This is a genomic window from Ruegeria sp. E8, assembly GCF_056533985.1.
On record NZ_JBQFOY010000002.1, the window covers coordinates 84,424 to 109,073 of the forward strand.

Annotated in this window: 24 protein-coding genes; 8 read left to right on the plus strand and 16 right to left on the minus strand. The window is 57.3% G+C overall.

Annotation, left to right across the window (positions count from 1 at the left end):
- Positions 1-29: 29 nt before the first annotated feature.
- The 6 genes from ACR0LF_RS04025 to ACR0LF_RS04050 form a co-directional block, all read right to left on the minus strand.
- The gene (locus ACR0LF_RS04025; protein ID WP_480575312.1) at positions 30-875 is read right to left on the minus strand and encodes an ABC transporter permease; all 846 of its coding nucleotides are present in this window, start codon (positions 873-875) and stop codon (positions 30-32) included.
- A complete protein-coding gene (locus ACR0LF_RS04030; protein ID WP_480575315.1) occupies positions 872-1,789 on the minus strand; it encodes an ABC transporter permease in 918 nt (305 codons plus the stop codon). The genes ACR0LF_RS04025 and ACR0LF_RS04030 overlap by 4 nt, the downstream gene beginning before the upstream one ends.
- The gene (locus ACR0LF_RS04035; protein ID WP_480575318.1) at positions 1,786-2,229 is read right to left on the minus strand and encodes an N-acetyltransferase family protein; all 444 of its coding nucleotides are present in this window, start codon (positions 2,227-2,229) and stop codon (positions 1,786-1,788) included. The genes ACR0LF_RS04030 and ACR0LF_RS04035 overlap by 4 nt, the downstream gene beginning before the upstream one ends.
- On the minus strand, positions 2,219-3,016 hold the full coding sequence (locus ACR0LF_RS04040) for an ABC transporter ATP-binding protein (RefSeq protein ID WP_480575321.1): 798 nt from the start codon (positions 3,014-3,016) through the stop codon (positions 2,219-2,221). The genes ACR0LF_RS04035 and ACR0LF_RS04040 overlap by 11 nt, the downstream gene beginning before the upstream one ends.
- Positions 3,017-3,071: 55 nt before the next feature.
- Positions 3,072-4,526, minus strand: coding sequence for a dihydropyrimidinase (hydA, locus tag ACR0LF_RS04045; RefSeq protein WP_480575325.1), 1,455 nt, complete (start codon positions 4,524-4,526; stop codon positions 3,072-3,074).
- A gap of 92 nt (positions 4,527-4,618) precedes the next feature.
- Positions 4,619-5,869 (minus strand): Zn-dependent hydrolase, encoded by a 1,251-nt coding sequence (locus ACR0LF_RS04050; protein WP_480575328.1) that lies wholly within the window; start codon positions 5,867-5,869, stop codon positions 4,619-4,621.
- Between the two features lie 171 nt (positions 5,870-6,040).
- Between ACR0LF_RS04050 and ACR0LF_RS04055 the strand changes: the two genes are divergently transcribed.
- Positions 6,041-6,649, plus strand: a complete 609-nt coding sequence (locus tag ACR0LF_RS04055) for a TetR family transcriptional regulator C-terminal domain-containing protein (RefSeq protein WP_480575330.1) — start codon at positions 6,041-6,043, stop codon at positions 6,647-6,649.
- Positions 6,650-6,696: 47 nt separating this feature from the next.
- Here the strand turns inward: ACR0LF_RS04055 and preA are convergent, their stop codons facing one another.
- The 4 genes from preA to ACR0LF_RS04075 all read right to left on the minus strand — a co-directional run bounded on the left by preA (position 6,697) and on the right by ACR0LF_RS04075 (position 11,029).
- Positions 6,697-8,001 carry an NAD-dependent dihydropyrimidine dehydrogenase subunit PreA gene (gene preA, locus ACR0LF_RS04060; protein ID WP_480575333.1) on the minus strand — a complete coding sequence of 435 codons (1,305 nt, stop codon included), beginning with the start codon at positions 7,999-8,001 and terminating at the stop codon, positions 6,697-6,699.
- Between the two features lie 18 nt (positions 8,002-8,019).
- Positions 8,020-8,856 carry a methyltransferase domain-containing protein gene (locus tag ACR0LF_RS04065; RefSeq protein WP_480575336.1) on the minus strand — a complete coding sequence of 279 codons (837 nt, stop codon included), beginning with the start codon at positions 8,854-8,856 and terminating at the stop codon, positions 8,020-8,022.
- Positions 8,857-8,902: 46 nt separating this feature from the next.
- A complete protein-coding gene (locus ACR0LF_RS04070; RefSeq protein WP_480575338.1) occupies positions 8,903-10,237 on the minus strand; it encodes an NAD(P)-dependent oxidoreductase in 1,335 nt (444 codons plus the stop codon).
- Positions 10,238-10,396: 159 nt separating this feature from the next.
- Positions 10,397-11,029, minus strand: a complete 633-nt coding sequence (locus tag ACR0LF_RS04075; protein ID WP_480575341.1) for a cupin domain-containing protein — start codon at positions 11,027-11,029, stop codon at positions 10,397-10,399.
- Between the two features lie 143 nt (positions 11,030-11,172).
- Between ACR0LF_RS04075 and ACR0LF_RS04080 the strand changes: the two genes are divergently transcribed.
- The 3 genes from ACR0LF_RS04080 to ACR0LF_RS04090 all read left to right on the plus strand — a co-directional run bounded on the left by ACR0LF_RS04080 (position 11,173) and on the right by ACR0LF_RS04090 (position 14,246).
- Positions 11,173-12,168: a hypothetical protein gene (locus ACR0LF_RS04080; protein WP_480575343.1), complete on the plus strand. Its 996-nt coding sequence runs from the start codon at positions 11,173-11,175 to the stop codon at positions 12,166-12,168.
- 72 nt (positions 12,169-12,240) lie between these two features.
- The gene (locus ACR0LF_RS04085) at positions 12,241-13,533 is read left to right on the plus strand and encodes an O-acetylhomoserine aminocarboxypropyltransferase/cysteine synthase family protein (protein WP_480575346.1); all 1,293 of its coding nucleotides are present in this window, start codon (positions 12,241-12,243) and stop codon (positions 13,531-13,533) included.
- Positions 13,534-13,535: 2 nt separating this feature from the next.
- Entirely contained in the window at positions 13,536-14,246 is a 711-nt protein-coding gene (locus tag ACR0LF_RS04090; protein ID WP_480575349.1) for a GNAT family N-acetyltransferase, read from the plus strand.
- A 2-nt stretch (positions 14,247-14,248) separates the two neighbouring features.
- Here the strand turns inward: ACR0LF_RS04090 and ACR0LF_RS04095 are convergent, their stop codons facing one another.
- Complete coding sequence (locus ACR0LF_RS04095; protein WP_480575352.1) at positions 14,249-14,944, minus strand: SIMPL domain-containing protein; 696 nt, start codon at positions 14,942-14,944, stop codon at positions 14,249-14,251.
- Between the two features lie 164 nt (positions 14,945-15,108).
- On the opposite strand from ACR0LF_RS04095, the gene ACR0LF_RS04100 reads away from it, so the two are divergent.
- Entirely contained in the window at positions 15,109-17,058 is a 1,950-nt protein-coding gene (locus ACR0LF_RS04100) for a hypothetical protein (RefSeq protein ID WP_480575355.1), read from the plus strand.
- 70 nt (positions 17,059-17,128) lie between these two features.
- Here the strand turns inward: ACR0LF_RS04100 and hppD are convergent, their stop codons facing one another.
- On the minus strand, positions 17,129-18,226 hold the full coding sequence (gene hppD / locus ACR0LF_RS04105; RefSeq protein WP_480575357.1) for a 4-hydroxyphenylpyruvate dioxygenase: 1,098 nt from the start codon (positions 18,224-18,226) through the stop codon (positions 17,129-17,131).
- A 147-nt stretch (positions 18,227-18,373) separates the two neighbouring features.
- Between hppD and ACR0LF_RS04110 the strand changes: the two genes are divergently transcribed.
- Together ACR0LF_RS04110 and ACR0LF_RS04115 are read left to right on the plus strand one after the other, a co-directional pair.
- Positions 18,374-18,829: an Lrp/AsnC family transcriptional regulator gene (locus ACR0LF_RS04110; protein ID WP_480576179.1), complete on the plus strand. Its 456-nt coding sequence runs from the start codon at positions 18,374-18,376 to the stop codon at positions 18,827-18,829.
- 20 nt (positions 18,830-18,849) lie between these two features.
- Positions 18,850-20,730 carry a monovalent cation:proton antiporter-2 (CPA2) family protein gene (locus tag ACR0LF_RS04115; RefSeq protein WP_480575360.1) on the plus strand — a complete coding sequence of 627 codons (1,881 nt, stop codon included), beginning with the start codon at positions 18,850-18,852 and terminating at the stop codon, positions 20,728-20,730.
- Between the two features lie 30 nt (positions 20,731-20,760).
- Here ACR0LF_RS04115 and cobT read toward each other — a convergent pair whose 3' ends face one another.
- Positions 20,761-21,771, minus strand: a complete 1,011-nt coding sequence (cobT, locus tag ACR0LF_RS04120) for a nicotinate-nucleotide--dimethylbenzimidazole phosphoribosyltransferase (protein ID WP_480575363.1) — start codon at positions 21,769-21,771, stop codon at positions 20,761-20,763.
- A gap of 78 nt (positions 21,772-21,849) precedes the next feature.
- Between cobT and cobS the strand changes: the two genes are divergently transcribed.
- On the plus strand, positions 21,850-22,614 hold the full coding sequence (gene cobS / locus ACR0LF_RS04125; RefSeq protein ID WP_480575366.1) for an adenosylcobinamide-GDP ribazoletransferase: 765 nt from the start codon (positions 21,850-21,852) through the stop codon (positions 22,612-22,614).
- On the opposite strand, the gene ACR0LF_RS04130 is transcribed toward cobS, so the two are convergent.
- The 3 genes from ACR0LF_RS04130 to fdxA all read right to left on the minus strand — a co-directional run bounded on the left by ACR0LF_RS04130 (position 22,611) and on the right by fdxA (position 24,620).
- Entirely contained in the window at positions 22,611-23,372 is a 762-nt protein-coding gene (locus tag ACR0LF_RS04130; protein WP_480575368.1) for a potassium channel family protein, read from the minus strand. The two genes, cobS and ACR0LF_RS04130, sit on opposite strands and share 4 nt — an antisense overlap.
- Positions 23,373-23,489: 117 nt before the next feature.
- On the minus strand, positions 23,490-23,999 hold the full coding sequence (locus ACR0LF_RS04135) for a CarD family transcriptional regulator (RefSeq protein WP_480575371.1): 510 nt from the start codon (positions 23,997-23,999) through the stop codon (positions 23,490-23,492).
- A gap of 282 nt (positions 24,000-24,281) precedes the next feature.
- The gene (gene fdxA / locus ACR0LF_RS04140) at positions 24,282-24,620 is read right to left on the minus strand and encodes a ferredoxin FdxA (protein WP_480575374.1); all 339 of its coding nucleotides are present in this window, start codon (positions 24,618-24,620) and stop codon (positions 24,282-24,284) included.
- Positions 24,621-24,650: the final 30 nt, after the last annotated feature.

The following is a 24,650-nucleotide window of genomic DNA, read 5'->3' on the forward strand; positions in this document are numbered from 1 at the left end:
TTTCGAGGTCTGTTGAATTATTCCTTTTCTTATCCGCGTTGTGACGGGTGCCAGAACGTCACGACCTTTTCGATGCCGGCGACAAGGCCATAAAAAGCGGTGCCGGCCAGCGCAGCCACGACGATCTCGGCCCAGACCATATCAAGCGACAGCTGACCGACGCTGGTAGAAATCCGAAAGCCCATCCCCACGATTGGCGAGCCAAAGAACTCTGCCACAATGGCTCCAATCAAAGCCAAAGTTGTCGAAATCTTCAACCCGTTGAAAACGAAAGGCATCGCCGCGGGCAGACGCAGCTTCAGAAAACTCTGCCAATAGGTTGCAGCATATGTCTCCATCAAGTCGCGCTGCATCGCGGTCGCTTCGCGCAGACCGGCAACGGTGTTGACCAGCATCGGGAAGAACACCATCACAACGACAACCGCCGCCTTGGAGTGCCAATCAAACCCGAACCACATGACAAGGATAGGTGCCGTACCGACGATGGGCAGAGCGGCCACGAAATTCCCAACCGGCAAAAGCCCGAGGCGCAGGAAGTCCCACCGATCCACAGCAATGGCCATCAGGAAAGCAGCCCCACACCCGATGACATATCCGCTGAGCGCACCTTTCAGGATGGTCTGAACAAAATCCGCCCACAGAATATCAAGGCTGTCGCCAAAGCGCAGCGCGATGGCAGAAGGCGCAGGCAGGATGACCAGCGGAACCTCAAGTCCGCGAACCAACAACTCCCATGCCCCGATAACGGTCAGCCCGAAAATCACCGGCGCCAGAAAGCGAACGATCTGACTGTCAGCCTGAGGACCACTGGCCAGACGGCTGTTCAACCACCAGCCAAAACCCCATAGCAGCAGAGCAAGGATAACCAACATCATTGCGCCATCCCCATCCGCTTGAGGACCGTACGCTCTATCAAACCGAGCAACCCGACCAGACAAGCCGCCAGAATGGCCGCTGCAAACAGGGCCGACCAGATCTGAACCGTCTGGCCATAATAACTGCCCGCAAGCAATCGAGCGCCCAGCCCGGCCACGGCCCCCGTCGGCAGTTCACCCACGATTGCACCGACCAAGGACGCCGCAATACCGATTTTCAATGACGTGAACAGGTAAGGCATCGACGCAGGCAGGCGTAGCTTCCAAAAGCCTTGCGACCGGCTGGCATTATAGGTTCGCAACAGGTCCAACTGCATGGCATCAGGGCTGCGCAACCCTTTGACCATACCCACGACAACCGGGAAAAAGCTCAGATAGGCCGAGATGATCGCCTTGGGGATGATCCCCTGCACGCCCACCGAATACAGGACAACGATGATCATCGGTGCCAGCGCAATAATGGGGATCGTCTGGCTGACAATGGCCCACGGCATGACCGACAAATCCATTACGCGGCTATGAACGATCCCGACAGCCAGCAAGATGCCCAGCCCCGTGCCGATCACAAAGCCAAGCATCGTCGCGCTGAGGGTCACCCAACCATGATAGATCAGCGATCGTTTCGAGGTGATCTTCTTCTCGACGGTCGTTTCCCACAGTTCAATCACGACCTGATGGGGCGATGGCAAACGGGGTTTCTTCTGCTCCCACGCGGCGGGGATCGCAAATGTGTTGTTCGCAACAAGGCTGAATTCACCCAAGTCCCGGCGTGCGCTGGCAGTAGGCGGCTGCACCTCGGCACCGCCACGTTCAAGTTCACTCAGAACACCCTTGATGTTCATCGGAACGCAGGCCGCGTACCAGATCACAGCGATTGCAGCGACAACAGTAAGGACAGCAACAACCTGCTTCATGCGCGCCACTCCATCCGAAAGACGGACACGGTGTCGGGCGGCACAGGCGGTTCTTCTGCGGTCACTTCAAACCCTTCCCGGCGATAAAAGCGCTGTGCCGCCGTGTTGGGTCTGTGTGTCGTCAGCCAGAGGAAATTCCGACCCTCTTTGGCGATATCGACAAACCGCTTGCCGACACCTTGCCCGGTTCGGCTGCAATACAGCGCGCCGATTTTCTGCTGTACGGGATCAACCGACATATAGCAATCGACCGGATCCCCGGCGACCCAGATCTCACGATCGTCGAAAGCAACGCGGATCATGTTCGCCAATTCTTCTACCGGCAATTCCTCGGGCATCCAGTCTGTTTGCGTGGCCCAGTCATGAATGACCTTGGCGCAGTCTGTCACGTCATCCAGCACGGCGCGTCTGATCATATCCGTGTTCGGCTCAGTCGTCATAAGAATGTCCCGCCCGCAGCCCATCCCTCACACGATGCGCAACCTCGATGAATTCCGGCGTGTCACGGATGTCCAAAGGCCGTTCCCTGGGCAGAGGGCTGTCGATCACATCCGTGATCCGTCCTGGCCGAGGGCTCATAACCACAATTTTAGTGCTCAGATACACCGCTTCTGGGATCGAGTGCGTCACGAACCCAATCGTCTTCTCGGTCCGCGCCCAAAGCGCCAGAAGCTGTTCGTTCAGGTGATCGCGCACAATCTCATCCAACGCGCCAAACGGCTCGTCCATCAGCAGGATGTCGGCATCGAAGGCAAGCGCCCGGGCAATGCTGGCCCGTTGCTGCATCCCGCCAGATAACTGCCAGGGAAATTTACCACCAAATCCTTCAAGGTCAACAAGTTCCAGAACCTTACTCACCCTCTCCTCCTGTTCGGCAGAAGAGTATCCCATGATCTCAAGCGGCAGTTTGATGTTCTTGGCAATCGTACGCCACGGATACAAACCTGCCGCTTGAAACACATAGCCATAAGCCCGGTTTCTCCGCGCCTCATCGGGGCTCATGCCGTTAACGGTCAAGGTACCCCCGGTCGGCGTTTCCAGCGCCGCGATACAGCGAAGAAAAGTGGTCTTACCGCAACCCGAAGGTCCGATAAAACTGACAAAGTCACCTTTATCGATCGTCAGGTTCACGTCCTTCAGCGCGTGAACCGGCCCATCGTTTGTCTGGAAAGTTAGGTCCAGCTGCCTTGCCTCGACTACGGGCTGGGTAGTGCTTTCAATATTCATTCCATTGCCTTGAAAATATTAGGCTTTGGGCCGCCACGTTAACGGCCCAAGCGCTTTAGACGCCTGTCGCCGGAATACCCGTCCGCTCTACCGGCCGTGGGGCTGTCAGTTCTTTCCAGGTGCTCAGAGCCTTGTTGACATGGCCGTTGGGTTCACGCGCGACGAACTCGCCATGGCCCTCCTGGGTACGGATCTCACCATCATGCACGGCAATCTGTCCGCGCGTCAGCGTAAAGCGCGGAAGGCCCTTGACCTCTTTACCTTCGAACACGTTGTAATCGATTGAAGACTGCTGCGTATCAGCACTGATCGTCTTGGATTTTTCCGGGTCCCAGACCACGATATCCGCATCAGCCCCAACAAGGATTGCACCTTTTTTCGGATAGCAATTCAATATCTTGGCGATATTTGTTGAAGTAACCGCTACAAACTCGTTCAGTGTCAAACGCCCGGTGTTCACGCCATGGGTCCACAGCATCGGCATCCGATCTTCAAGTCCACCTGTCCCGTTCGGGATCTTGGTGAAATCCCCGACGCCATACCGTTTCTGTTCGGTCGTAAAGGCACAGTGATCCGTGGCCACCACGCTCAAGGTTCCCGAATGCAACCCGTTCCAAAGGCTGTCCTGATGCTGCTTGTTCCGGAACGGGGGGCTCATGACACGGCGCGCGGCGTGGTCCCAATCCTGGTGGAAGTACTCACTTTCATCCAAGGTCAGGTGCTGGATCAAAGGTTCCCCCCACACCCGTTTTCCCTGCATCTTGGCCCGACGAATGGCCTCGTGGGCCTCTTCGCACGAGGTATGCACCACATACAGCGGAACCCCGGCCATATCCGCAATCATGATGGCGCGATTGGTCGCCTCGCCCTCTACCTGCGGCGGGCGTGAATAAGCATGCGCCTCGGGGCCGGTGTTGCCTTCGGCCAGCAGTTTTGCGCTCAGTTCCGCGACGACGTCGCCATTCTCGGCGTGCACCATGGCGATACCGCCCAGCTCAGCCAAACGTTTGAACGATGCGAAAAGCTCGTCATCATTCACCATCAGCGCACCCTTGTAGGCCATGAAATGTTTGAACGTGTTGATACCGCGCGTCTCGATAACGGTCTTGATGTCGTCAAACACCTGCTCCCCCCACCAGGTGACGGCCATGTGGAACGAGTAGTCACAGTTTGCGCGGGTCGATTTATTGTCCCATCGCTTCAACGCATCCAGTAGGCTCTCGCCAGGGTTCGGAAGCGCAAAATCCACAACCATCGTGGTACCACCGGCCAAAGCCGCGCGCGTCCCGCTTTCGAAATCATCGCTGGAATAGGTGCCCATGAATGGCATCTCCAGATGGGTATGAGGGTCAATCCCACCCGGCATAACGTAACAACCGGTCGCGTCCAGTTCCTTGTCACCATTCAGGCCCATCCCGATCTCGGTGATCACGCCGCCTTCGACCAGCACATCCGCCTTGTAGGACAAATCAGCAGTAACGACCGTTCCGTTCTTGATAACTGTGCTCATTGTAAACTCCCTGATGCGGTCTGCGCCGCTTGCTTCATCTGGCTAAAAATATCCCGGGGGAGTCGCCCGTCGGGCGACGGGGGCAGAGCCCCCTATTCCACAATCTCAGCCGTCTCGACGACTGCGTGCAACAGAACATCCGCTCCGGCTGCCGCCCATTCCTTGCTGATCTCTTCCGCCTCATTGTGGCTCAGCCCGTCGACACAAGGGCACATGACCATCGCGGTCGGAGCCACCCGGTTGATCCAGCAGGCATCATGCCCCGCGCCCGAGATGATGTCGGTGTGCGAATAACCCAGCCGTTCCGCCGCATTGCGCACGGCTGACACGCAATCGTCGTCGAATTTCACAGGATCAAACCCACCGACCTTTTCGAACTCGATCTGCAGACCCATTTCCTCAACGATATCCACGGCCGCCACCCGCAGGCGGTTTTCCATGTCCGTGATTACGTCCAACTCGGGCGAGCGGAAATCGACCGTGAACACCGCCTTACCGGGGATCACATTGCGTGAGTTCGGATAGACATCGATATGACCCGCCGCCCCGACCGCGTGCGGTGCATGCGACCAGGCGATCTCGTCCACTTTCTCAAGAATACGCGCCATTGCCAGCCCCGCATTCTTGCGCATTGGCATCGGGGTCGAGCCGGTATGGGCGTCCTTGCCGGTTACGGTGATCTGCGTCCAACTCAGCCCCTGACCGTGAGTGACGACGCCAATGTCTTTGCCCTCGGCCTCCAGAATCGGCCCTTGTTCAATATGAAGCTCAAAAAAGGCGTGCATCTTGCGAGCTCCGACTTCTTCGTCACCCCGCCAGCCGATCCGATTCAGTTCATCGCCAAACTTCTTGCCCTCGGCATCTTCTCGGCCATATGCCCAATCCTGCGTGTGCATACCCGCAAACACGCCCGAGGACAGCATAGCCGGCGCATAACGCGTGCCTTCTTCGTTGGTCCAGTTGGTGGCCACGATGGGGTGTTTTGTCTTGATGCCCAAATCGTTCAGAGTCCGGATCAGTTCCAGACCGCCCAATACTCCAAGCACACCGTCATACTTGCCCCCTGTGGGCTGCGTATCCAGGTGCGATCCAACATAAACGGGCAAAGCCTCCGGGTCGGTGCCTTCGCGACGGGCAAACATGTTTCCCATCTGGTCCAGCCCCATGAAGCAACCGGCCTCTTCGCACCATTTCTGGAAAAGGGCGCGACCTTCGGCATCCTCATCCGTCAGGGTTTGGCGATTGTTGCCACCGGCCACACCGGGGCCGATCTTGGCCATCTCCATCAGGCTGTCCCACAACCTGTCGCCATTGATCCTGAGATTCTGCGCCGGAGCTGCCATGTTCATTTTCCCTGTTTGCTTGCGATTTGGCTCGCTTTTGGTGTCTTGATTTGACCATCTGGTCAAACTCACGCTATCACGGGTTCGAGATCAGTCAAGAAATTGCGCGGCGCAGCTTGAATTTTCACTGAATTCCGCGCCTATAGTCGAAAAAAGAGACACGCTGAAAACATGCCGAAAGACCGCGCACCGACTCGCATTCAGAAAAAGAACCGCGCTGCGATTCTCGAGGCCGCCCTGAACGTGTTTTCCGCACACGGGTTTCGCGGATCGACAGTGGATCAGATTGCCACCGAGGCCGGGCTGAGCAAGCCAAACCTGCTGTATTATTTCCCATCGAAAGAGGCGATCCACACTGAACTGTTGTCGGGCCTGTTAGAGACATGGTTGGCCCCCCTGCACGACCTTGACGAAAACGGCGATCCGATGGAGGAAATCCTGGCCTACATTCGCCGGAAACTGCAGATGAGTCAGGAGTTACCACGCGAAAGCCGCCTTTTTGCCAATGAACTGGTACAAGGCGCGCCGCGCATTCACGAGGCTTTGTCCAAGGACCTCAAGGAACTGGTCGATGACAAGACCAAGATCCTTACCCGCTGGATGGATCAGGGCAAAATCGCGCGGGTGCACCCTTATCACCTGATGTTTTCGATTTGGGCGCTGACGCAGCATTACGCCGATTTCGAAGTCCAGGTACGCGCGATCCTTGGTGAAGAGGATCCGTTTGAAGGGGCTGATCCCTTTGTCGACATGCTGTATCGAAAGCTTCTGACCCCTTGAAAAAAAGGGCCGCGAAAACGGCCCCTTAATAATTTTTGTAACCCGGTTCATTCGGCCGCCTTGGCCATCGGGTTGTTCGGGTGCGTGGTCCAGTTGGCATAGTTGGGCTGAACCTCTTTTCCAGTACGCGGATCAACCTCGCCTGCGGCCATCGGCACCATGGAGATGCAGTCTTCGACCGGGCAGACATCGACGCAGAGGTTGCAGGCGACGCATTCCTCGTCGATCACCTCGAACACACGATCATCCGACATCGAAATTGCCTGATGGCTGGTGTCTTCACAGGCCGCATAGCAGCGACCGCACTTGATGCACTGGTCCTGATCGATCTTGGCCTTGGCGATATAGTTCAGGTTCAGATATTGCCAGTCAGTAACATTGGGCACCGCGCGACCGATCACTTCGTCAACGCTGGTATACCCTTTCTCGTCCATCCATTCGGACAGACCCGCCGTCAGCTCGTCGATGATCTTGAAACCATAGGTCATCGCGGCAGTGCAGACCTGAACATTGCCGCAACCCAGCGAGATGAACTCGGCCGCGTCACGCCAAGTTGTGACACCACCGATGCCGGAAATCGGCAGGCCATGCGTGGCCTCGGCCCGCGCGATTTCGGACACCATGGACAGGGCAATCGGCTTCACGGCCGGTCCACAATATCCACCGTGGCTGCCTTTGCCGTCAATCGAGGGTTCAGGGCTGAACGTGTCCAAGTTTACACTGGTGATCGAGTTGATCGTGTTGATCAGCGACACCGCATCCGCGCCACCGTTTTTGGCTGCCGCAGCCGGTTTACGGATATCGGTGATATTTGGCGTCAGCTTTACGATAACCGGGCGGTCGTAATACTGCTTGCACCAGCGCGTGACCATTTCGATGTATTCCGGCACCTGCCCCACGGCGGATCCCATGCCACGTTCGCTCATCCCGTGCGGACAGCCGAAGTTCAGTTCGATCCCATCCGCGCCAGTTTCGGCAACGCGCGGCAGGATTGCTTTCCATGCCTCTTCTTCACAGGGCACCATGATCGAGGCGATCAGTGCGCGATCCGGGTAATCGGCTTTGACCCGCGCCATTTCCTCAAGGTTCACCTCCAGTGGCCGGTCCGTGATCAACTCGATGTTGTTCAAACCCAGCAATCGACGATCCGCGCCGTAAATCGCGCCATAGCGCGGGCCGTTTACGTTCACGACTGGAGGACCCTCGGCCCCCAAAGTCTTCCAGACAACGCCACCCCATCCGGCCTCGAAGGCGCGACGGACGTTGTATTCCTTGTCGGTGGGCGGCGCGGAGGCCAGCCAATAGGGGTTGGGGCTGGAAATGCCCAGAAAGTTTGTCGTCAGATCGGCCATGGCTTCTCCCTTCCCGGCTCAGCCGGATTTCTTGAATATCATTTCAGTCGGGCGAATGCGCCCGGCTTTGAGGTTTGTGACGTAGTTTTGGAATTTCTCGGGTGCCGTCTCGCCCATCATCAGATGAATCCCCAGCGGCGCTGGGCCGCTTTCAGCGATCTTGGCAAAGACATCCTCGAAGAACTGTATCGCGAAATCGGTGCGGTCCGTTTCGGTCTCAAGTTCCAGCCCCGCCGCCGCTGCTGCGTCTTTGTACACATCCGGTGCGTGAACGAAGGACGTCTCTGGCAACGTGGACCAGGGAAGCGGGAAAGCCAGGGGTTCATCGACGTCTCCGCCCATGACGTCGAACAGGGCAAAGGTTCCGCCCGTGGCCAGCGCCCGCGACACTTCCGCAAACAGTCCGGCCTTGTCTTCGATGTTCATGCCCACATGCATCATGACAGCCAGGTCAAACCCCGCATCTGGCACAGGCATGTCCAAAGCACTGCCCACATGAAAAGTGGCCTTTTCCGAATGCCCGACCAGATTGCTCAACGCGGTGGCTGTTTCCACAAATTCGGGCGTCAGGTCGACCCCGGTAACCATCGAGTCATAACGGTCCACGATATAACGCGAAGTGCCCCCGATCCCGCATCCCACATCCAGAACACGGGTTGCATGGGTCGGCGACAGTTGCGCAAACAGGTTGTCGGTCGCCAGAACACCGCCCGTATGGAACTCGTCCCCTGCCTTCAGATCAGCAACGGTGGCCGCGTCCGGGTCAATACCGCTGGCCTCAAGCGCCGCGCGGACGCGTTCGGTCAGGGCACCGGTGGTATAGTGTTGAGCAACAGCTTGTTCGATCTGGGACATGAGAATACCTCAGCAGCGAAAGGAATGGGGTGAATACCCCACCCTATCACGAAACGAGCGTCGCGTGGATGTCCATCGCTGCATCCCGGCCTTCGGCAACTGCGGTTACGGTCAGGTCTTCGCCCCCTGCCGCACAGTCCCCACCAGCCCAGACACCCGACATTGAGGTGCGCCCGGCCCCGGTGACAGCAATCTTTTTGCCGTCCAACGCCAGCCCTTCGGGTGCGCCATCCAGCGTCTGACCGATGGCTTTGAGCACCTGATCAGCCGGCAGGCGGATGGTCTCGCCGGTACCGGTGAGCTGGCCGTTCTGGCTGGAGGTGTATTCCAGCTCAATCTCGGCTGCGGCCCCATTGCCATGCACGGCGACCGGCTGAACATTCGTCATGATCCGAACACCGTGCGAGGAGGCAAGGTCCTGCTCGTACCGGCTGGCACCCATGGCGTCGCGATCGCGACGATAGGCAATGGTGACATGTTCGGCACCCAGCAGCTTGGATTTCACGGCAGCGTCCACCGCCGTCATGCCGCCACCAATGACGACAACATTCCGACCGACCGGCAGATCCGAAAGATCGCTGGCCTGCCGAACGTCCGAGATGAATTCGACCGCAGCCCTAACGCCGTCTTTATCAACACCACCAGCACGCAGGGCGTTTACACCCGCAAGGCCAATGGACAGGAACACCGCATCGTAATTCTCGAGAAGACCGTCCAGTGAAATGCTTTCGCCCAGAACCGATCCGGTCTCGACCGCGATGCCGCCGATTTTCAGCAGCCAGTCCACCTCGGCCTGCGCAAAGTCGTTGGTCGATTTATATGCGGCGATCCCATATTCGTTCAGGCCGCCGGGTTTGGGCTTGCTTTCGTGGATCACGACGTCATGGCCCAGCATGGCCAGACGGTGGGCACAAGCCAGACCAGCTGGCCCTGCCCCCACAACGGCGACGGTTTTGCCTGTCGATGGCGCCCGTTCGAACGGATGCGTGTCAGAGGCCATTATCTCATCGGTCGCAAAACGTTGCAGGCGACCGATCTCAACCGGCTTGCCCTCAGCCGCCTCGCGGACACAGGCCTCTTCACACAGCGTTTCCGTCGGGCACACACGAGCGCACATTCCGCCCAGAATGTTTTGCTCGAGGATCGTGCGACCCGCTGCTTGTGGCTGTCCGGCCTGAATCTGGCGCATGAACAGCGGGATATCGATATCCGTCGGACACGCAGTCACACATGGCGCGTCATAGCAGAAATAGCAGCGATCTGCGGCAACGGCGGCCTCATGCGGGGCCAGTGGCGGATGCAGATCGGTGAAATTCGAGGTCAGCTCATCGCTGGAAAGCCGCCCGGAGACGATCCCGGGTGCCATCTGGCCCTGTGCCATCACTCTACTCCCTGTAGATATGTTTGTTATGACCTCAGCTTGCCACAAAAAATTTTTTTATCAAATGGTAAAATTTATCAAAGGGTCAAAAATTTGAAAATCCGGGCCAAATGACCCGGATTCAGCAAGGTATTGCCTGTTTTTGAGGCGGCAAACCCCTCAGATCATTTTGCCAAGATGGCCGGACTTGGTCCAAACGCGCGCGCCTTCAGGCCCTGCAACGGCCTGGGATTGCGTTCCCGGAGGCAGGCGCAGCCAATCCCATTTGCCAAAATCAGTACCCTCTTCGGTAAAGCCACCGCTGATCACGAACACTTCCATGCCCTGGCTTGCATCCAGTTCAACGACGTCTCCTGCGCCCCAGGTCAGGACGTTGACGTCCTCATGCGAGTCCTTGAACAGTTGAATGTTCGCATTGCCGTTGACTGAGCGCTTGACCTCGGTCCGGTCCTGCAAATCGAATTGATGCAGCTTGACCAGAATGGTTGCGCCTTCGGCCGCAGACGGCGTGTGCGAGGTCGTCGGCGGGTTGCGCACGTAACTGCCAACAGGGAAATCTCCGGTCTCGTCCTGAAACACACCGTCGAGAACCAGATATTCCTCTCCACCGTAATGAGTATGGGCCGAAAACGCGCTGCCGGGGGCAAAGCGAACGATGGTCGTGGCGCGCGCAACCTCTTCGCCGATGCGGTCCAGCATTTTACGCTCGACCCCTGCTGCGGGGGAAGCGACCCATTCGGTTTCATCAAAATGAACAGCAACCCGTTTGGTGAAATCCGCGTTGATCCGCATGTGTAGCCCTTTCTGCAATGACCCCTGAAAGAAATGGGATCGCCAGGCTGAATTTCAAACCTTCCGCTTTTGACGCACCAACCCGCTTGATGTAATCCGGTTCAAAGGGTGCCGGATCTGGCAACTCACGGGAATGGGCGCAAATGCAGGCAACTTCAAAGAAATTCAACATTGCAGTTGTCGGGCAAAACAACCGCCTGCAATACGAGGCGCTGCTGTTCGCAGCATCCCTGCGCCATTCTTCACCGCAATTTGAAGGCAAGCTGTTTGTCGCCACGCCCAACCCGGGGCCGCGCTGGAGCCAGAATCCAAGCATTCAGGACGAAGATGTTCTGAAAGCCCTAAAACAGTTGGACGCCGAAATCTTGCCATTCGACTCGCAGGTTTTTGGCGAAAGCTATCCTTACGGAAACAAGATCGAGGCGCTGCAGGCGCTACCGGAAGGTGAACCCTTTGTGTTCTTTGATACCGACACGTTGATCACTGGCGACATCACAACCGTGCCCTTCGGTTTCGATCGCCCCGGCGCGTCGTTGAAAGTCGAAGGGACATGGCCCAAGCCCACGTTGTACGGGCCTGGTTTTGACGGGATCTGGCGCGCGCTGTATCAGCGGTTCGGATTGGATTTCGAAAGCTCGCTTGACGACAGCCAACCTCATGATCACTGGCGGCGGTATCTGTATTTCAATGCAGGTTATTTCTTCTACAAATGCCCCAAGATGTTCGGCGACCGATATCTAGAGTATGCCAGCACGATCCGGGACGAGAATATTCCTGAACTGACGGGCCAGAACCTTGATCCCTGGCTGGATCAGGCCGCCCTGCCACTGGTCATTCATTCACTTGGCGGTGGGCGCGATGCGTTGCCTGACGGTCTTCTGGATGGGTCGGTCAGTTGCCATTACCGCTTGTTCCCCCTGCTCTACGCCCGCGAAAACGACCATGTGATCGACGTTCTGGAAACCGTTGTGGCGCCGAACAAGGTCAAGAAAGTGCTCAAACAATATGACCCGCTGAAAAAACTGGTTCTGCAGGGGAAAGGTGCAAAAATCCGCGCCCTGTTTGATCAGGACAACCTGCCGCGACGGGAACAGGCCATTCGCAATACGATCAAAAGCAAAGGTCTGTGGCTGCGCTGACAGGATCGTTGTGCGCGGGCAGGCAATAGCCTACAGATTCGGAAAGACAAATTCCAACAGGAGATTTTAAAGATGTCTGACGGCCCCACCTACGGTTTCGACACGTTGCAGATACACGCGGGCGCTCGACCCGACCCGGCGACCGGAGCGCGCCAGACACCGATCTATCAGACTACGGCTTACGTTTTCCGCGACGCTGACCACGCAGCGGCCCTGTTCAATCTGCAAGAAGTTGGCTTTATCTATTCCCGCCTGACCAACCCGACCGTCGCCGTTCTGCAAGAGCGCATCGCGACGCTTGAGGGCGGCGTTGGGGCCGTGTGCTGTTCGTCCGGTCACGCCGCGCAGATCATGGCACTGTTCCCGCTGATGGGGCCGGGCTGTAACGTCGTTGCCTCGACCCGTTTGTACGGCGGCACGGTCACTCAGTTCAGCCAGACCATCAAACGCTTTGGGTGGTCGGCCAAGTTCGTGGACACTGATGATCTTGACGCGGTGAAAGATGCCATCGACGAAAACACCCGTGCGGTGTTCTGCGAATCCATCGCCAACCCCGGCGGTTATGTCACCGATATCCGTGCTTTGGCGGACGTTGCTGATGCGGCGGGCATTCCGCTGATCGTCGACAACACCTCGGCCACGCCCTACCTGTGCCGCCCGATCGAACATGGTGCGACCTTGGTGGTGCATTCGACCACCAAGTATCTGACTGGCAACGGAACCGTCACCGGCGGCTGCATCGTGGATTCAGGCAAGTTCGACTGGTCGGCAAATGACAAGTTCCCCTCGCTCAGCGAACCTGAACAGGCCTATCACGGCCTGAAGTTCCACGAGACCTTCGGACCGCTGGCCTTTACCTTTCACGGCATCGCCATCGGTCTGCGCGACCTTGGTATGACCATGAACCCGCAAGCCGCGCACTATACGCTGATGGGGATCGAAACCCTTTCATTGCGGATGGAGCGTCACGTCGAGAACGCGCAGAAGATCGCGGCCTGGCTGGAGGCCGATGATCGCGTGGATTATGTCACCTATGCCGGGTTGCCATCATCGCCTTATCAGGACCGGGTCAAATCGCAGTATCCCCGCGGTGCCGGGGCTCTGTTCACGTTTGCGGTCAAAGGCGGCTATGACGCCTGTATCAAACTGGTCAACGCGCTGGAAATCTTCAGTCATGTCGCCAATCTGGGCGATGCGCGTTCGCTGATCATCCACTCGGCTTCGACCACGCACCGGCAATTGACACTTGAACAGCAAGAAGCAGCGGGTGCAGGTCCGGGCGTCGTACGTGTGTCCATCGGAATCGAGGATGTGAACGACCTGATCGAGGATCTGGATCAGGCTCTGGCCAAAGCGAGCGCCTGAAGATGGCCGGGCACGACACAAACGACCTTGGCCAGCCCATCGGCTTGCCGGTTTCGGGTGACTTTCCGCGCCCGACGCCGCCCTATACCCCGATGGATGGGCGATACTGTTCAGTCGTACCTTTGGACGTAAACAGACATGCGCCCGGATTGTTCCGGGCGTTTGCGAATGACAGGGATGGCCGCAACTGGACTTACCTGCCCTATGGCCCCTTCGAGAACGAGCCGGAGTTCGAAGACTGGGCCCGCGCCAATTGCATGGACGCGGATCCGATGTTCCATACCGTTCTGGACGGCGACGACGCGCCGCTGGGCATGGCCTCTTACCTGAGGATCGAGCCCGCAGCCGGCGCAATCGAGGTCGGGCATATCCATTTCTCGCCCCTTTTGCAGCGCAAACCGCAATCGACCGAAGTCATGTACCTGATGATGAAGCGTGTGTTCGATGAGCTGGGCTATCGTCGTTATGAATGGAAATGCGATGCGCTGAACGCACCATCATGCCGGGCGGCAGAGCGGCTGGGTTTCACGTTTGAAGGAGTATTTCGACAGGCGACCCACTATAAAGGGCGCAACCGGGATACCGCGTGGTACTCGATCATCGATACCGAATGGCCGCGCATACGTGATGCCTTCGAAGCTTGGCTGTCGCCTGACAACTTTGACGCCACGGGCCAACAACGAAAACCGCTGATGGCCCGCGCAAAGGATTGACCTTATTCCGAAATCTCGAATTCCATCGAGACACTGACGGAAACCGAAACCTCTCCACCTGCGACGGGAACTCCGCCCGCATCCGCCATGCTCATCGCGCGCATTTCTGCCATTGGATGGATGCCAGCCGTTTGTTCCGATATCGACTGCACCGGGCCGAGCGTTATGCCCGCCGCCTGCGCCAATTGCTCAGCTTTGGCAGTTGCTTCACCGACGGCCTGGGCACGGGCTTGCGCTTCGATCGGCTTAGGATCCTGAACGCCGAAACTCAGCCCGCCGAAGTCATTGGCCCCGTCCTGAATCACCGCATCCATGATTTTCCCCAATTGGGTCAGATCACGCACCCGCACAAACACGCGGTTCGAGGCAGAGAAACCCGTGATCTCGGGCGTCTCCCCGTTCTGCCCGTGACGGCCCGACCAGACGGGCGACAAGGATAGGTCCCGAGTCTGAACGTCACGGTCTTCGATGCCCATCTCGGTCAGGCGGGCCAACACTTTGGAAACGGCGTCCGACGTGGCCTGCATCGCCGCTGAGGCTTCGGCGTTTTCGTTTGTCACACCTAAGGTGATCGTCGCCATGTCGGGTACGACCTGCACCGTCCCGGTGGCATCGACATTGATGCGACGTTCTTCCGCATGGGCAACCCCGGCGGCCGTGGCGGCCATCATCGCGGCCAGAAAAGCGAATGTCTTCAAGGTTATCACTCCAAATTGCTCTGTCACAAGATGGGTTGGTGAGGCTTTGCCATACAAGGGGAAAGGCTGCCTTTTTCTTTCCCTCGGCGGGTTCCTGCTTTATTGTCGGCCTGCAAACGCAAAGTCGTTTGCATTGTCGCTGATAATTATGGTTCCTCCGGATTATGAAACCCGCCTTTGCGCTGTCTTTTTCTACGACCGGAATAACACTGCACCACCATTCGGATGGCGACTGGTTCGTGATCGGCACGATTCCGTTGGATATTCAGGACCTGCCCGGGCAGATGCAGGCGCTTCGGGAAAAGGCGTTTGCGCTGGAAAATGATCTGAGCTGCAAGCTTATCTTGCCAGAGGATCAGGTTCGGTATCTACAGCTTTCAACCGACGGGCTGGCCCCGGAAGACCTGAAGGAACGCATTGAGAGCGCTCTGGCCGAAGCCACGCCTTATCCCCTGTCCGAACTGAGTTATGACAGCCAGACCGAAGGCGACACGACCTATGTTGCCGCCGTGGCAATCGAAACGTTGATCGAGGCACAGAGCTTTGCCTCGGACCATGGGTTTGTTCCGGTGGCCTTTAGCGCCGAAGAAAATCCGGAAGCTTTCCCGCGAGAGGCCGTTTTCAGCGAAAACTCCGACAGTGATGAGGTTACTCAACCGACAGATCGGCCTTTACCCATAGAAACAGACACGCCGGAACAGGACAAAGCTGCAGCGGTTCCAACGCATCCGATTGCGGGTCGCCCCGCGCCCGAAGCGTTCCGCGCGCCTGAAACGTCCGCAAGTAAAAACGCTGCGACAGCAACAGGAACCAACCGATACACTATTCCGACCTTTGTCGCTGTGCTTATTATCAGCGGCATTATTGGCGCATGGCTGGCCTCGGGGTCCAATCCAGATGAGGATAAGGCGGACCTGACCCCACCTACCGAGGTTACATCCCCTGAACCAGCTTTGGAATCTGCACCCCAACCAGAGCCCGAAATTGCTGCGATCGAACCTCAGCAGGAAACCCGCCCTGAACCGGTCGTTGAAGAACCTGAGGTCCCAGCAACCGACACTGCCAGTACCGAGACAGAAACGCAGCCGGATCTGACTGCCACGGATGCCGCAATTCTGGAAGCGCTCAAAGTTGCCCCTACGCCGGTGGAATCTATTGCGCAGGACCCCGAAGCTCAAAAAGACATCCAGGCCATCACGGGCATCAACACGACCGCACCTGCAGCGCTGGATGAACCCTATGTCGAGGATGCTGATGAACTGTATCTGGCATCGCTCGACAAATCCGATCTGTCCAGCGATGCGGTTGCCTTGCCTCCGGCCCCCAGTTTCGACACGGACGATCCGTTCAATCCTGACGTATCGCCCAATATCGCAGGCACAAGGTTTGATCTGGATGAAAACGGCCTGGTCACGCCAACACCGGATGGCACCGTGAATCCGGACGGGGTTGTCGTGTACCTGGGCCGCCCATCCAAGGTTCCGCCCGAAACACCGGTGCGTTTCGAAGAAGAACCGGTGATTGACGAGATCGACGACAGGCTGGCCGGCATTCGACCCAAACCACGTCCTGCCAATCTGGTCGAGAATTTTGAGCGCGCGCAGCTAGGTGGTCGGTCGTTGGAAGAGTTGGCCACCAAGCGTCCGAAGGCGCGCCCCGAAAGCCTTCAAGTCAAACCGCAGATTGATGATACGCCAACAGCTTTGGCCGTTGTCAGAGTGCCTCGGCCCAAACCGCGACCCGCTGGACTGGCCCCTGCAAAGGCACCTGCTTCAACCGGTTCCAATCTGGGATCAACCGCTGCACTGGATCAGAAATCCGACGAAGCAGGGTCATTCCAACCCAAAACGGTTGCCCCCAAGATTCCATCAACTGCATCTGTGGCCCGTCAGGCCACAATCGACAATGCGATCAATCTGCGTCGACTAAACCTGATCGGCGTATACGGTACGCCTGCGAACAGGCGCGCTTTGGTTCGCCTGCCCAGCGGACGATACAAAAAGCTGAAAGTCGGCGACCGCATCGACGGTGGCAAGGTCATCGCCATCAGCGACAGCGAGTTGCGCTATCAGAAAAAGGGCCGCAACGTGACGTTGGCCATGCCGCGAAGCTGACGACGCCCGCTCAGGCTTTTTCGGAAAGAAACACGCCGGAGGTTCAGGTCCGCCCCGGCGCTTTTTTTGATCAGGCTGCGGAAATCTCACCGCTTTCGATCTGCTCACGTTCGATGGATTCGAACAGGGCCTGAAAATTGCCCTCTCCGAACCCGTCATCGCCCTTGCGCTGGATGAACTCGAAGAAGATCGGGCCAATGACGGTCTTCGAAAAGATTTGCAACAGAATCCGGGTTTCTCCGCCGTCAACGACACCTTCGCCGTCGATGAGGATACCGTGTTTCATCATCCGGTCCAGCGGCTCTTCATGATCGGCCACGCGGGTCTTGGACATATCGTAGTAAGCCTGATTGGGGCCAGGCATGAATTTCAGGCCATTCTCGGCAATCGCGTCGGTCGAGGCGTAGATGTCTTCGCTACCGACTGCGATGTGCTGAATGCCTTCGCCCTTGTATTTCTTCAGGTAAGACACGATCTGCCCGGTCTCGCCCCGATCTTCGTTGATCGGGATGCGGATACGCCCACAAGGCGATGTCAACGCGCGGCTGAACAGCCCGGTGAACTTTCCCTGAATGTCGAAGAAGCGGATTTCGCGGAAATTGAACAGGTCGCCATAGAACTTGAACCACTTGTCCATGTTGCCCTTGTAGACATTGTGAGTCAGGTGATCGAGGTAATAGAACCCTTCACCACGCGGTTTGGAGGTCTTTATCCACTCGAACTCCTGATTGTAGGGCGATGTGTCGTAATACTGATCAATGAAATAGATCAGCGACCCTCCGATACCTTTGATCGCGGGCACATCCATGGTCTTGTCAGCGCCATCGTAAGGTTCAGCACCTTTTGACACCGCGTGTTCATACGCTTTCTGAGCATCAACCACGCGCCACCCCATCGCAGGCGCACATGGACCATGTTCCGCCACGAACTTGTCGGCAAAGCATTCGGGATCGGCGTTCAGGATATAGGTGACGTCCCCTTGCTGCCACAGCTCAACGGCCGGTTTGCTCTTGTGCCGGGCCACCAGATCAAACCCCATCTTTGCAAACAGGTCACGCAGTTCCTGCGGTTCGGGATGGGCGAATTCGACAAATTCGAACCCGTCAGTACCGGCGGGGTTTTCTTCGCTGATCACAGATTTCGGGGCGTTATGCGGGAAAGGACCCATGGCGCGTCTCCTTCGAAAACAGGAATTTCCTTGCTGATTCAAAAATACGACTTTTCTGGTGCTGTTTTTGCGCATTGTTTTCGTATAAACTGATAGTCAGCGCGCAAAACGCGCATGAATGTAAAGAAAGTCAGGATTTTCCCGCACATGCTGGATGAAACCGACAAACGATTGCTTTCCGCCCTGCAAAAGAACGCGCATCTGACTGCGCATCAACTGGGTGAAACATTGAACCTGTCACCCAGTCAGGCGGGGCGTCGCCGACAAAGGCTTGAGGCCGAGGGCTACATCACCGGATATGCCGCGCGGTTGGATCCGCTGAAACTGGGTCTTCAGGTGCAAGGGTTTGTTCAGGTTCATCTGGGTACACATGGCCCCGAACAATCCCAAAGCTTTGCCCGCATGGTCGATACCCGCCCCGAGATTACAGCCGCCTGGACCATGACAGGTGAGGCCGATTACCTGCTTCACGTCTACTGCGACGACCTTTCCGCCCTCAACAGCTTGTTACATGAGGTCATTCTGCCGCATCCTGCTGTTGCAAGGGTCCAGAGCCAGATTGTAATGGACCAACTGAAACGAGACGCCCCCCTGCCCACCTGAACGGGCCCAAGAGGACACATATGGACGACTTCCTATATCAGGCTTCTATCTATCTGGCGGCAGCGGTAATCGCTGTTCCCTTGTCCGCAAGACTGGGGTTGGGATCGGTGCTGGGTTACCTCGCCGCCGGGATCATCATTGGCCCCGTTCTTGGGTTTGTTGGAGCTGAAACCGAAAACCTTCAGCATGTCGCCGAATTCGGCGTGGTGATGATGCTGTTTCTGATCGGTCTGGAGCTGGAACCGCGTGCCCTTTGGGATATGCGCGATAGATTGCTGGGGCTGGGCGGGTTACAGGTTCTGCTATCGACGGCGGCGATTGCCACCGTGGCCATTTATGCCAATCACCCGTGGTCGGTGGCTCTGGCCGTAGGGCTGACCTTGTCGCTGTCATCCACCGCGATCGTGCTTCAGACATTGTCCGAAAAGGGCCTGATGCAGACAAATGGGGGGCGAGCTACGTTTTCGGTCCTGCTGACGCAGGACATTGCGGTCATTCCAATCTTGGCCATGCTTCCCCTTCTGGCTTTGCCGGCGATGCCGCATCTCGAAGCGGATGGATCTATTGACCGAGGCGCCGGTGATCTGCACGGCGCGGACCATCACAGCCTTTCTCTGGTCGAGGGATTGCCGGGCTGGGCTGTCACGCTGGTCACGATAGGCGCGATAGTGTTTGTCATTCTGGCCGGTGTCTATCTGACCCGTCCTCTGTTCCGTTTTATCCACGCGACACGCCTGCGCGAGATGTACACCGCTTTGGCGCTAATGATCGTGGTTGGGATTTCCTTCCTGATGACGCTTGTCGGCCTGTCACCTGCCTTGGGCGCCTTTCTGGCGGGCGTGGTTCTGGCCAGTTCCGAATTCCGACACGAGATGGAAAGCGATCTTGAGCCGTTCAAAGGTCTTTTCCTCGGGCTGTTCTTCATCACGGTCGGCGCCGGAATCGATATTGCCTATTTCTTCAACGACCCGTTGGATCTGATCGGCCTGGCGCTGCTTGTGATCCTTGCCAAAGGGATCATCCTGTATCTGGTTGGCAAGGCCTTTAAGCTGCGTGGACGCGATCACTGGCTGTTCACTCTGGGTCTGGCGCAGGCCGGTGAATTCGGCTTTGTCCTGCTGGCGTTTTCCACTCAGCAGAATGTCATCCCCCCCGATCTGTCCCAAAAGCTGCTGATGATCATCGCGTTGACGATGCTGATCACGCCGCTTCTGTTCATCATCTACGACGTTCTGTCCCGCAAGATTGGCGATGCCTCAGTTGCCCCAGAACCGGACGAGATTGACGAGAAAGGCCCGGTTATCATCGCTGGCATCGGTCGCTTTGGGCAGATCGTGAACCGGCTTGTACGGGCCAGCGGGTTCAAGACGGTCGTTCTGGATCACGATATCGAAACCGTACAACTGATGCGCCGGTTCGGCGTCAAAGGGTTTCTGGGCGATCCCACCCGCCCCGAACTGCTGCGTGCTGCCGGGTTGGAAAAGGCCTCGGTGCTTGTGGCGGCGATGGACGACTATAAGCAAGTCACGCGGCTGGTCGGGTACGCCAGACGACAGCGCCCCGATCTGCACATCATCGCCCGCGCCCGTGACCGAACCCATGTGTACGAACTGTATCAGGCCGGTGCCAATGACATTGTGCGCGAGTTGTTCGACAGCTCTCTGCGCGCGGGTCGCTATGTTCTGGAGAATATCGGGCTGAGCGAATATGAAGCTGCCCAAGCGGAACAGACCTTTTATCATCACGACCGAATGTCCGTTCGTGATCTGGCCGAACTGTGGGTGCCCGGTATGCCAACAGCCGAAAACAAGAAGTACATCGAGCGTGCGCAGAAGCTTGAGAAAGATCTGGAAACTGCGCTGTTGGAGCTGGCGGAAGAACACGCCAAGAAATCTGCCTGACCCTGGCCAGTGCCGGGATCAGGCAACTGATCAGCCGTCAGAAACGCCTGCCTCGGCAAAGGTTGCCATGCCGGAATGGCAGGCGACGGCGCTTTTCAGAATGTTGATCGCCAGCGCCCCGCCGGATCCTTCACCCAGCCGAAGGTCAAGGCTCAGCAGCGGGTCCTTGCCAAGCTTCGCCAACACGGCCCCATGCGCCGCCTCGGCGCTTTGATGGCCGGCCACGGCATGATCCAGCGCGCTGTCAGAAAGCTTCCACAAACAGGCAGCGGCGGCGGAACAGATGAACCCGTCCAGGATCACCGGAATGCGTAGAACCCGTGCAGCCGCGATTGCCCCGGCCATTGCCGCAATCTCGCGCCCTCCCAGTCGGCGCAGGATTTCCAGACCATCCTCTGAACCGTGCAAGGCAACGCCTTCGGCCACAACGCGGGTTTTGTTGGCAAGTCCGGCGTCATCCACACCAGTCCCGCGACCCGTCCAGTCGGACGCGTCACCACCGAACAAAGCACAGGCAATGGCGGCAGCCGGGGTAGTGTTGCCAATACCCATCTCGCCCACGACCAACAGATCAGCCTGCGGATCGACGGCCTGCCAGCCAGTCCGCAGCGCCTCCAGCAGTTCGTCTTCCGTCATCGCCGGGCCTTGCGTAAAATCCGCTGTCGGGTAGTCCAGATCCAGCGCGTGCACATCCATCTTTGCACCCGCCGCTTTGGCCAGTTGGTTGATCGCCGCCCCGCCATGTTCGAAATTCATCACCATCTGCACGGTCACTTCCGGCGGAAAGGCCGACACGCCCTGTGCAGTGACCCCGTGGTTTCCGGCAAAGACAATGACCTGAGGCGTTGTGATCTGCGGGCGGGCATCCCCGCGCCATCCCGCATACCAGATTGCCAGATCTTCTAGCCGCCCGAGCGCGCCCGGGGGTTTCGTCAGTTGTCCATTGCGCTCTTCTGCGCCCTGCACCGCAGCAGCATCCGGACCCGGAGCCGCCGCCAGAGCAGTGCGAAACGCGTTCAAATCATTCAGTTCAGGCAGCATGAAAGCCTCATTGCATCAGAGTGGTCCTGTGTGTTTAACCGAAGCACTGAATCCAACAAGACCTTGAAAGGCACGGGTGTGCAAAAAAACGACACCAAACCCCTCTCTCTATGGGATATTCCGCTGGCTCTGGTGCTGCTGACCCGTTTGCCCCTGCCCCGATTGCCCGAACCGGTGTTCGCGCGGCAGGCACAGGCTGCATGGGCCTTCCCGATTGTCGGACTGGTCGTCGGTGGGATCGCCTGCCTTATTGGATGGCTGGCAGTCGTCGCTCACCTATCCCCGTTCATTGCAGCGACGTTATTGGTTGCGTCCTTGATCATGACCACTGGCGCGATGCATGAGGATGGTCTGGCCGATACTTTCGACGGCCTCTGGGGTGGTTTTACACCTGAGCGTCGGTTGGAGATCATGAAGGACAGCCACATCGGCACCTATGGCGTTCTTGCGCTGATCATCTCGCAGATTCTTCGAATTTCTGCGGTTGCAGCGATATTGGCCGCCGGATCGATCTGGACGATTGTTGCGGCCTGCGTGTTGTCACGCGCTCTGATGCCTGTTTTGATGACCTCTCTGCCAAATGCCAGAAACTCGGGCCTGAGCCATTCGGTAGGAACACCCGGCGCAATCCCGGTCGGCGTGTCCTTGGGCCTGGCCGTTCTAATAGCTGTTGTCTTGTGCGGAAGTCTCGCAGTCACCGCCATTGTTTTCGCCGCTTTGACCGTTGCCGTTTTGGCGATCGTCGCACGCAAGAAAATCGGCGGTCAGACCGGAGATATTCTGGGGGCATCGCAGCAACTGGCGGAGATCGCCTTTATGCTTGCCATCAGCGCCCAGATCTAAGACGCACCGCCTGTTTCGATCCGCAACGTACAGCCGCAGTGTTTGCAATGGACGGCATCCGGATCGTGCCTGTAGAGCCCGCAGCTGGGGCATCTGTGGCGTACTTTCTGCGGCATGAATATCGCCTGCGCCAGACGAACAAACAGCGCAACCCCGACCACCATTATGAAAACCGAAAACAGCTTTCCCCAAGGTGTTGCCAACGTAATGTCCCCAAACCCAGTCGTGGTCAGGGTCGCCATCGTGAAGTACAGCGCATCTATGTAAGGCGTCTGCGCGTCTTTGGGAATGAAGAACACCAGAACGGCGGTAGACGTTGCAAAAACAAAAACCAGCAGGTTGATCGCCGCGATCACTGCATCTTCATGGGTCCGGAAGAAATGACTGTCGCGCCGCAAATCTCTGAGCAGATGATATGAATGAATCAGGCGTAAGGCGCGCAAAATCCTCAGAAAAGCAAGGTTTCCCGTTAAGAACGGGTCCAGCACAAGCGAGAGAATAACGACGATATCTGCAAGCGTGTAAACTTGGCGCAGCAGTTTGGCGCGATCTTTTGATATCCAAAGCCGCGCAGAGAAATCGAGCAAAATCAAAAAGCCGATCAACAGGCTTGCTACGGTCACGCCAGGCCCGTGCGGGATGTGTGCCGTGGCGACAAAGAACACGATTGTCACAACGTCGAACAGGATTAGCGCATACCTGAACCAGACCGAAACCGGGTCATGCCCTATGTACAGATACCTGACTGTCTGCTTCATGTCCGCCCTGTAGCTTGCTGCAGATACAGTGAAATTAGCGGTACTTAAGCAATTCACCAAGCCACGAAAAAGGCCGCCCCAAAAGTGGGACGGCCCAAACTTACATCTTGATCGAGATCAGGCGGCGCGCGAGGTCAGAACTTCGTCCACCTGTTTCGCGGCAGAAACCTCGCCCGCACCCGAGACGGCCGCAACCTCGCGGGTCAGGCGTTCCAGAGCGGCTTCATAAAGCTGACGTTCGGAATAGCTCTGTTCACGCTGGTCATCGGTGCGGTGCAGGTCGCGGACCACTTCGGCAATCGAGATCAGATCGCCCGAGTTGATTTTCTGTTCATATTCCTGTGCGCGACGGGACCACATGGCGCGTTTTACCTTGGCCTTGCCCTTCAGCGTCTTCATCGCCTGGCTGATTACATCAGGCGAGCTGAGCGAACGCAGACCGGATTCAGTGACCTTGTTGGTCGGCACGCGCAGCGTCATCTTGTCTTTCTCAAATGAGATGACGAACAGCTCAAGCGAGAACCCCGCGACTTCCTGCTCTTCGATCGAGACAATCTGGCCTACGCCATGTGCGGGGTAGACAACATAGTCGTTCGGGCGGAACTCGAGCTTTTTCGACTTTGTCATTCAGTTTTTTCCTTGCTTGCGGACGGGACACAGACAACAAAAGCACCACATGCGGGGACTGTTTCAGCCCCGTCAGGCGGCGATTGCGTCACAAATTCAAAACTCCAAAGTGAGCATACTTTCGGAGCACATCCCAATCTTGGTCATCATACAGGGTGTAAGTATATCACAAAAATAAGACACCCGAAAGTTTACCTTTCGGCATTTCTTTCGAATTACCCTGCTTTCAACAGGTTATGCAGCGTTCTTCGTGTGTCAAACGGTCTGGCAACCGCGAATCGCTTAACCGCCTTCACCTGGAGCTTCCGAGAAATACTTCTCCATCTTGCCCTCTTCACCGTCCCGCTCTTCCGCATCGGGCAACGGGTCTTTCTTCGTGACGATCACCGGCCATTGTTCCGAGAACTTGCGATTGAACTCCACCCACTTTTCCATACCAGGTTCGGTATCGGGACGAATCGCGTCGGCCGGACATTCCGGTTCACACACGCCGCAGTCGATGCATTCATCGGGGTGAATGACCAGTGTATTCTCACCTTCATAGAAACAGTCTACCGGGCACACTTCAACGCAGTCGGTGTATTTGCAGGCGATACAGTTTTCGGTGACAACATAGGTCATGATCGGATTCCCGTTTACGGTTTGAGCGAC

Bases quoted from the DNA above. Each gene is read 5' to 3' on its own strand.
- hppD (WP_480575357.1), bottom strand. From the start codon at position 18,226: ATGGGTCCTTTCCCGCATAACGCCCCGAAATCTGTGATCAGCGAAGAA.
- ACR0LF_RS04115 (WP_480575360.1), top strand. From the start codon at position 18,850: ATGGACGACTTCCTATATCAGGCTTCTATCTATCTGGCGGCAGCGGTA.
- ACR0LF_RS04050 (WP_480575328.1), bottom strand. From the start codon at position 5,869: ATGGCAGCTCCGGCGCAGAATCTCAGGATCAATGGCGACAGGTTGTGG.
- ACR0LF_RS04035 (WP_480575318.1), bottom strand. From the start codon at position 2,229: ATGACGACTGAGCCGAACACGGATATGATCAGACGCGCCGTGCTGGAT.
- ACR0LF_RS04090 (WP_480575349.1), top strand. From the start codon at position 13,536: ATGGCCGGGCACGACACAAACGACCTTGGCCAGCCCATCGGCTTGCCG.
- ACR0LF_RS04030 (WP_480575315.1), bottom strand. From the start codon at position 1,789: ATGAAGCAGGTTGTTGCTGTCCTTACTGTTGTCGCTGCAATCGCTGTG.
- ACR0LF_RS04100 (WP_480575355.1), top strand. From the start codon at position 15,109: ATGAAACCCGCCTTTGCGCTGTCTTTTTCTACGACCGGAATAACACTG.
- ACR0LF_RS04130 (WP_480575368.1), bottom strand. From the start codon at position 23,372: ATGAAGCAGACAGTCAGGTATCTGTACATAGGGCATGACCCGGTTTCG.
- ACR0LF_RS04135 (WP_480575371.1), bottom strand. From the start codon at position 23,999: ATGACAAAGTCGAAAAAGCTCGAGTTCCGCCCGAACGACTATGTTGTC.
- hydA (WP_480575325.1), bottom strand. From the start codon at position 4,526: ATGAGCACAGTTATCAAGAACGGAACGGTCGTTACTGCTGATTTGTCC.
- ACR0LF_RS04075 (WP_480575341.1), bottom strand. From the start codon at position 11,029: ATGCGGATCAACGCGGATTTCACCAAACGGGTTGCTGTTCATTTTGAT.
- ACR0LF_RS04025 (WP_480575312.1), bottom strand. From the start codon at position 875: ATGATGTTGGTTATCCTTGCTCTGCTGCTATGGGGTTTTGGCTGGTGG.
- ACR0LF_RS04070 (WP_480575338.1), bottom strand. From the start codon at position 10,237: ATGGCACAGGGCCAGATGGCACCCGGGATCGTCTCCGGGCGGCTTTCC.
- preA (WP_480575333.1), bottom strand. From the start codon at position 8,001: ATGGCCGATCTGACGACAAACTTTCTGGGCATTTCCAGCCCCAACCCC.
- ACR0LF_RS04085 (WP_480575346.1), top strand. From the start codon at position 12,241: ATGTCTGACGGCCCCACCTACGGTTTCGACACGTTGCAGATACACGCG.
- ACR0LF_RS04110 (WP_480576179.1), top strand. From the start codon at position 18,374: ATGCTGGATGAAACCGACAAACGATTGCTTTCCGCCCTGCAAAAGAAC.
- ACR0LF_RS04040 (WP_480575321.1), bottom strand. From the start codon at position 3,016: ATGAATATTGAAAGCACTACCCAGCCCGTAGTCGAGGCAAGGCAGCTG.
- ACR0LF_RS04080 (WP_480575343.1), top strand. From the start codon at position 11,173: ATGCAGGCAACTTCAAAGAAATTCAACATTGCAGTTGTCGGGCAAAAC.
- cobT (WP_480575363.1), bottom strand. From the start codon at position 21,771: ATGCTGCCTGAACTGAATGATTTGAACGCGTTTCGCACTGCTCTGGCG.
- ACR0LF_RS04055 (WP_480575330.1), top strand. From the start codon at position 6,041: ATGCCGAAAGACCGCGCACCGACTCGCATTCAGAAAAAGAACCGCGCT.
- fdxA (WP_480575374.1), bottom strand. From the start codon at position 24,620: ATGACCTATGTTGTCACCGAAAACTGTATCGCCTGCAAATACACCGAC.
- ACR0LF_RS04065 (WP_480575336.1), bottom strand. From the start codon at position 8,856: ATGTCCCAGATCGAACAAGCTGTTGCTCAACACTATACCACCGGTGCC.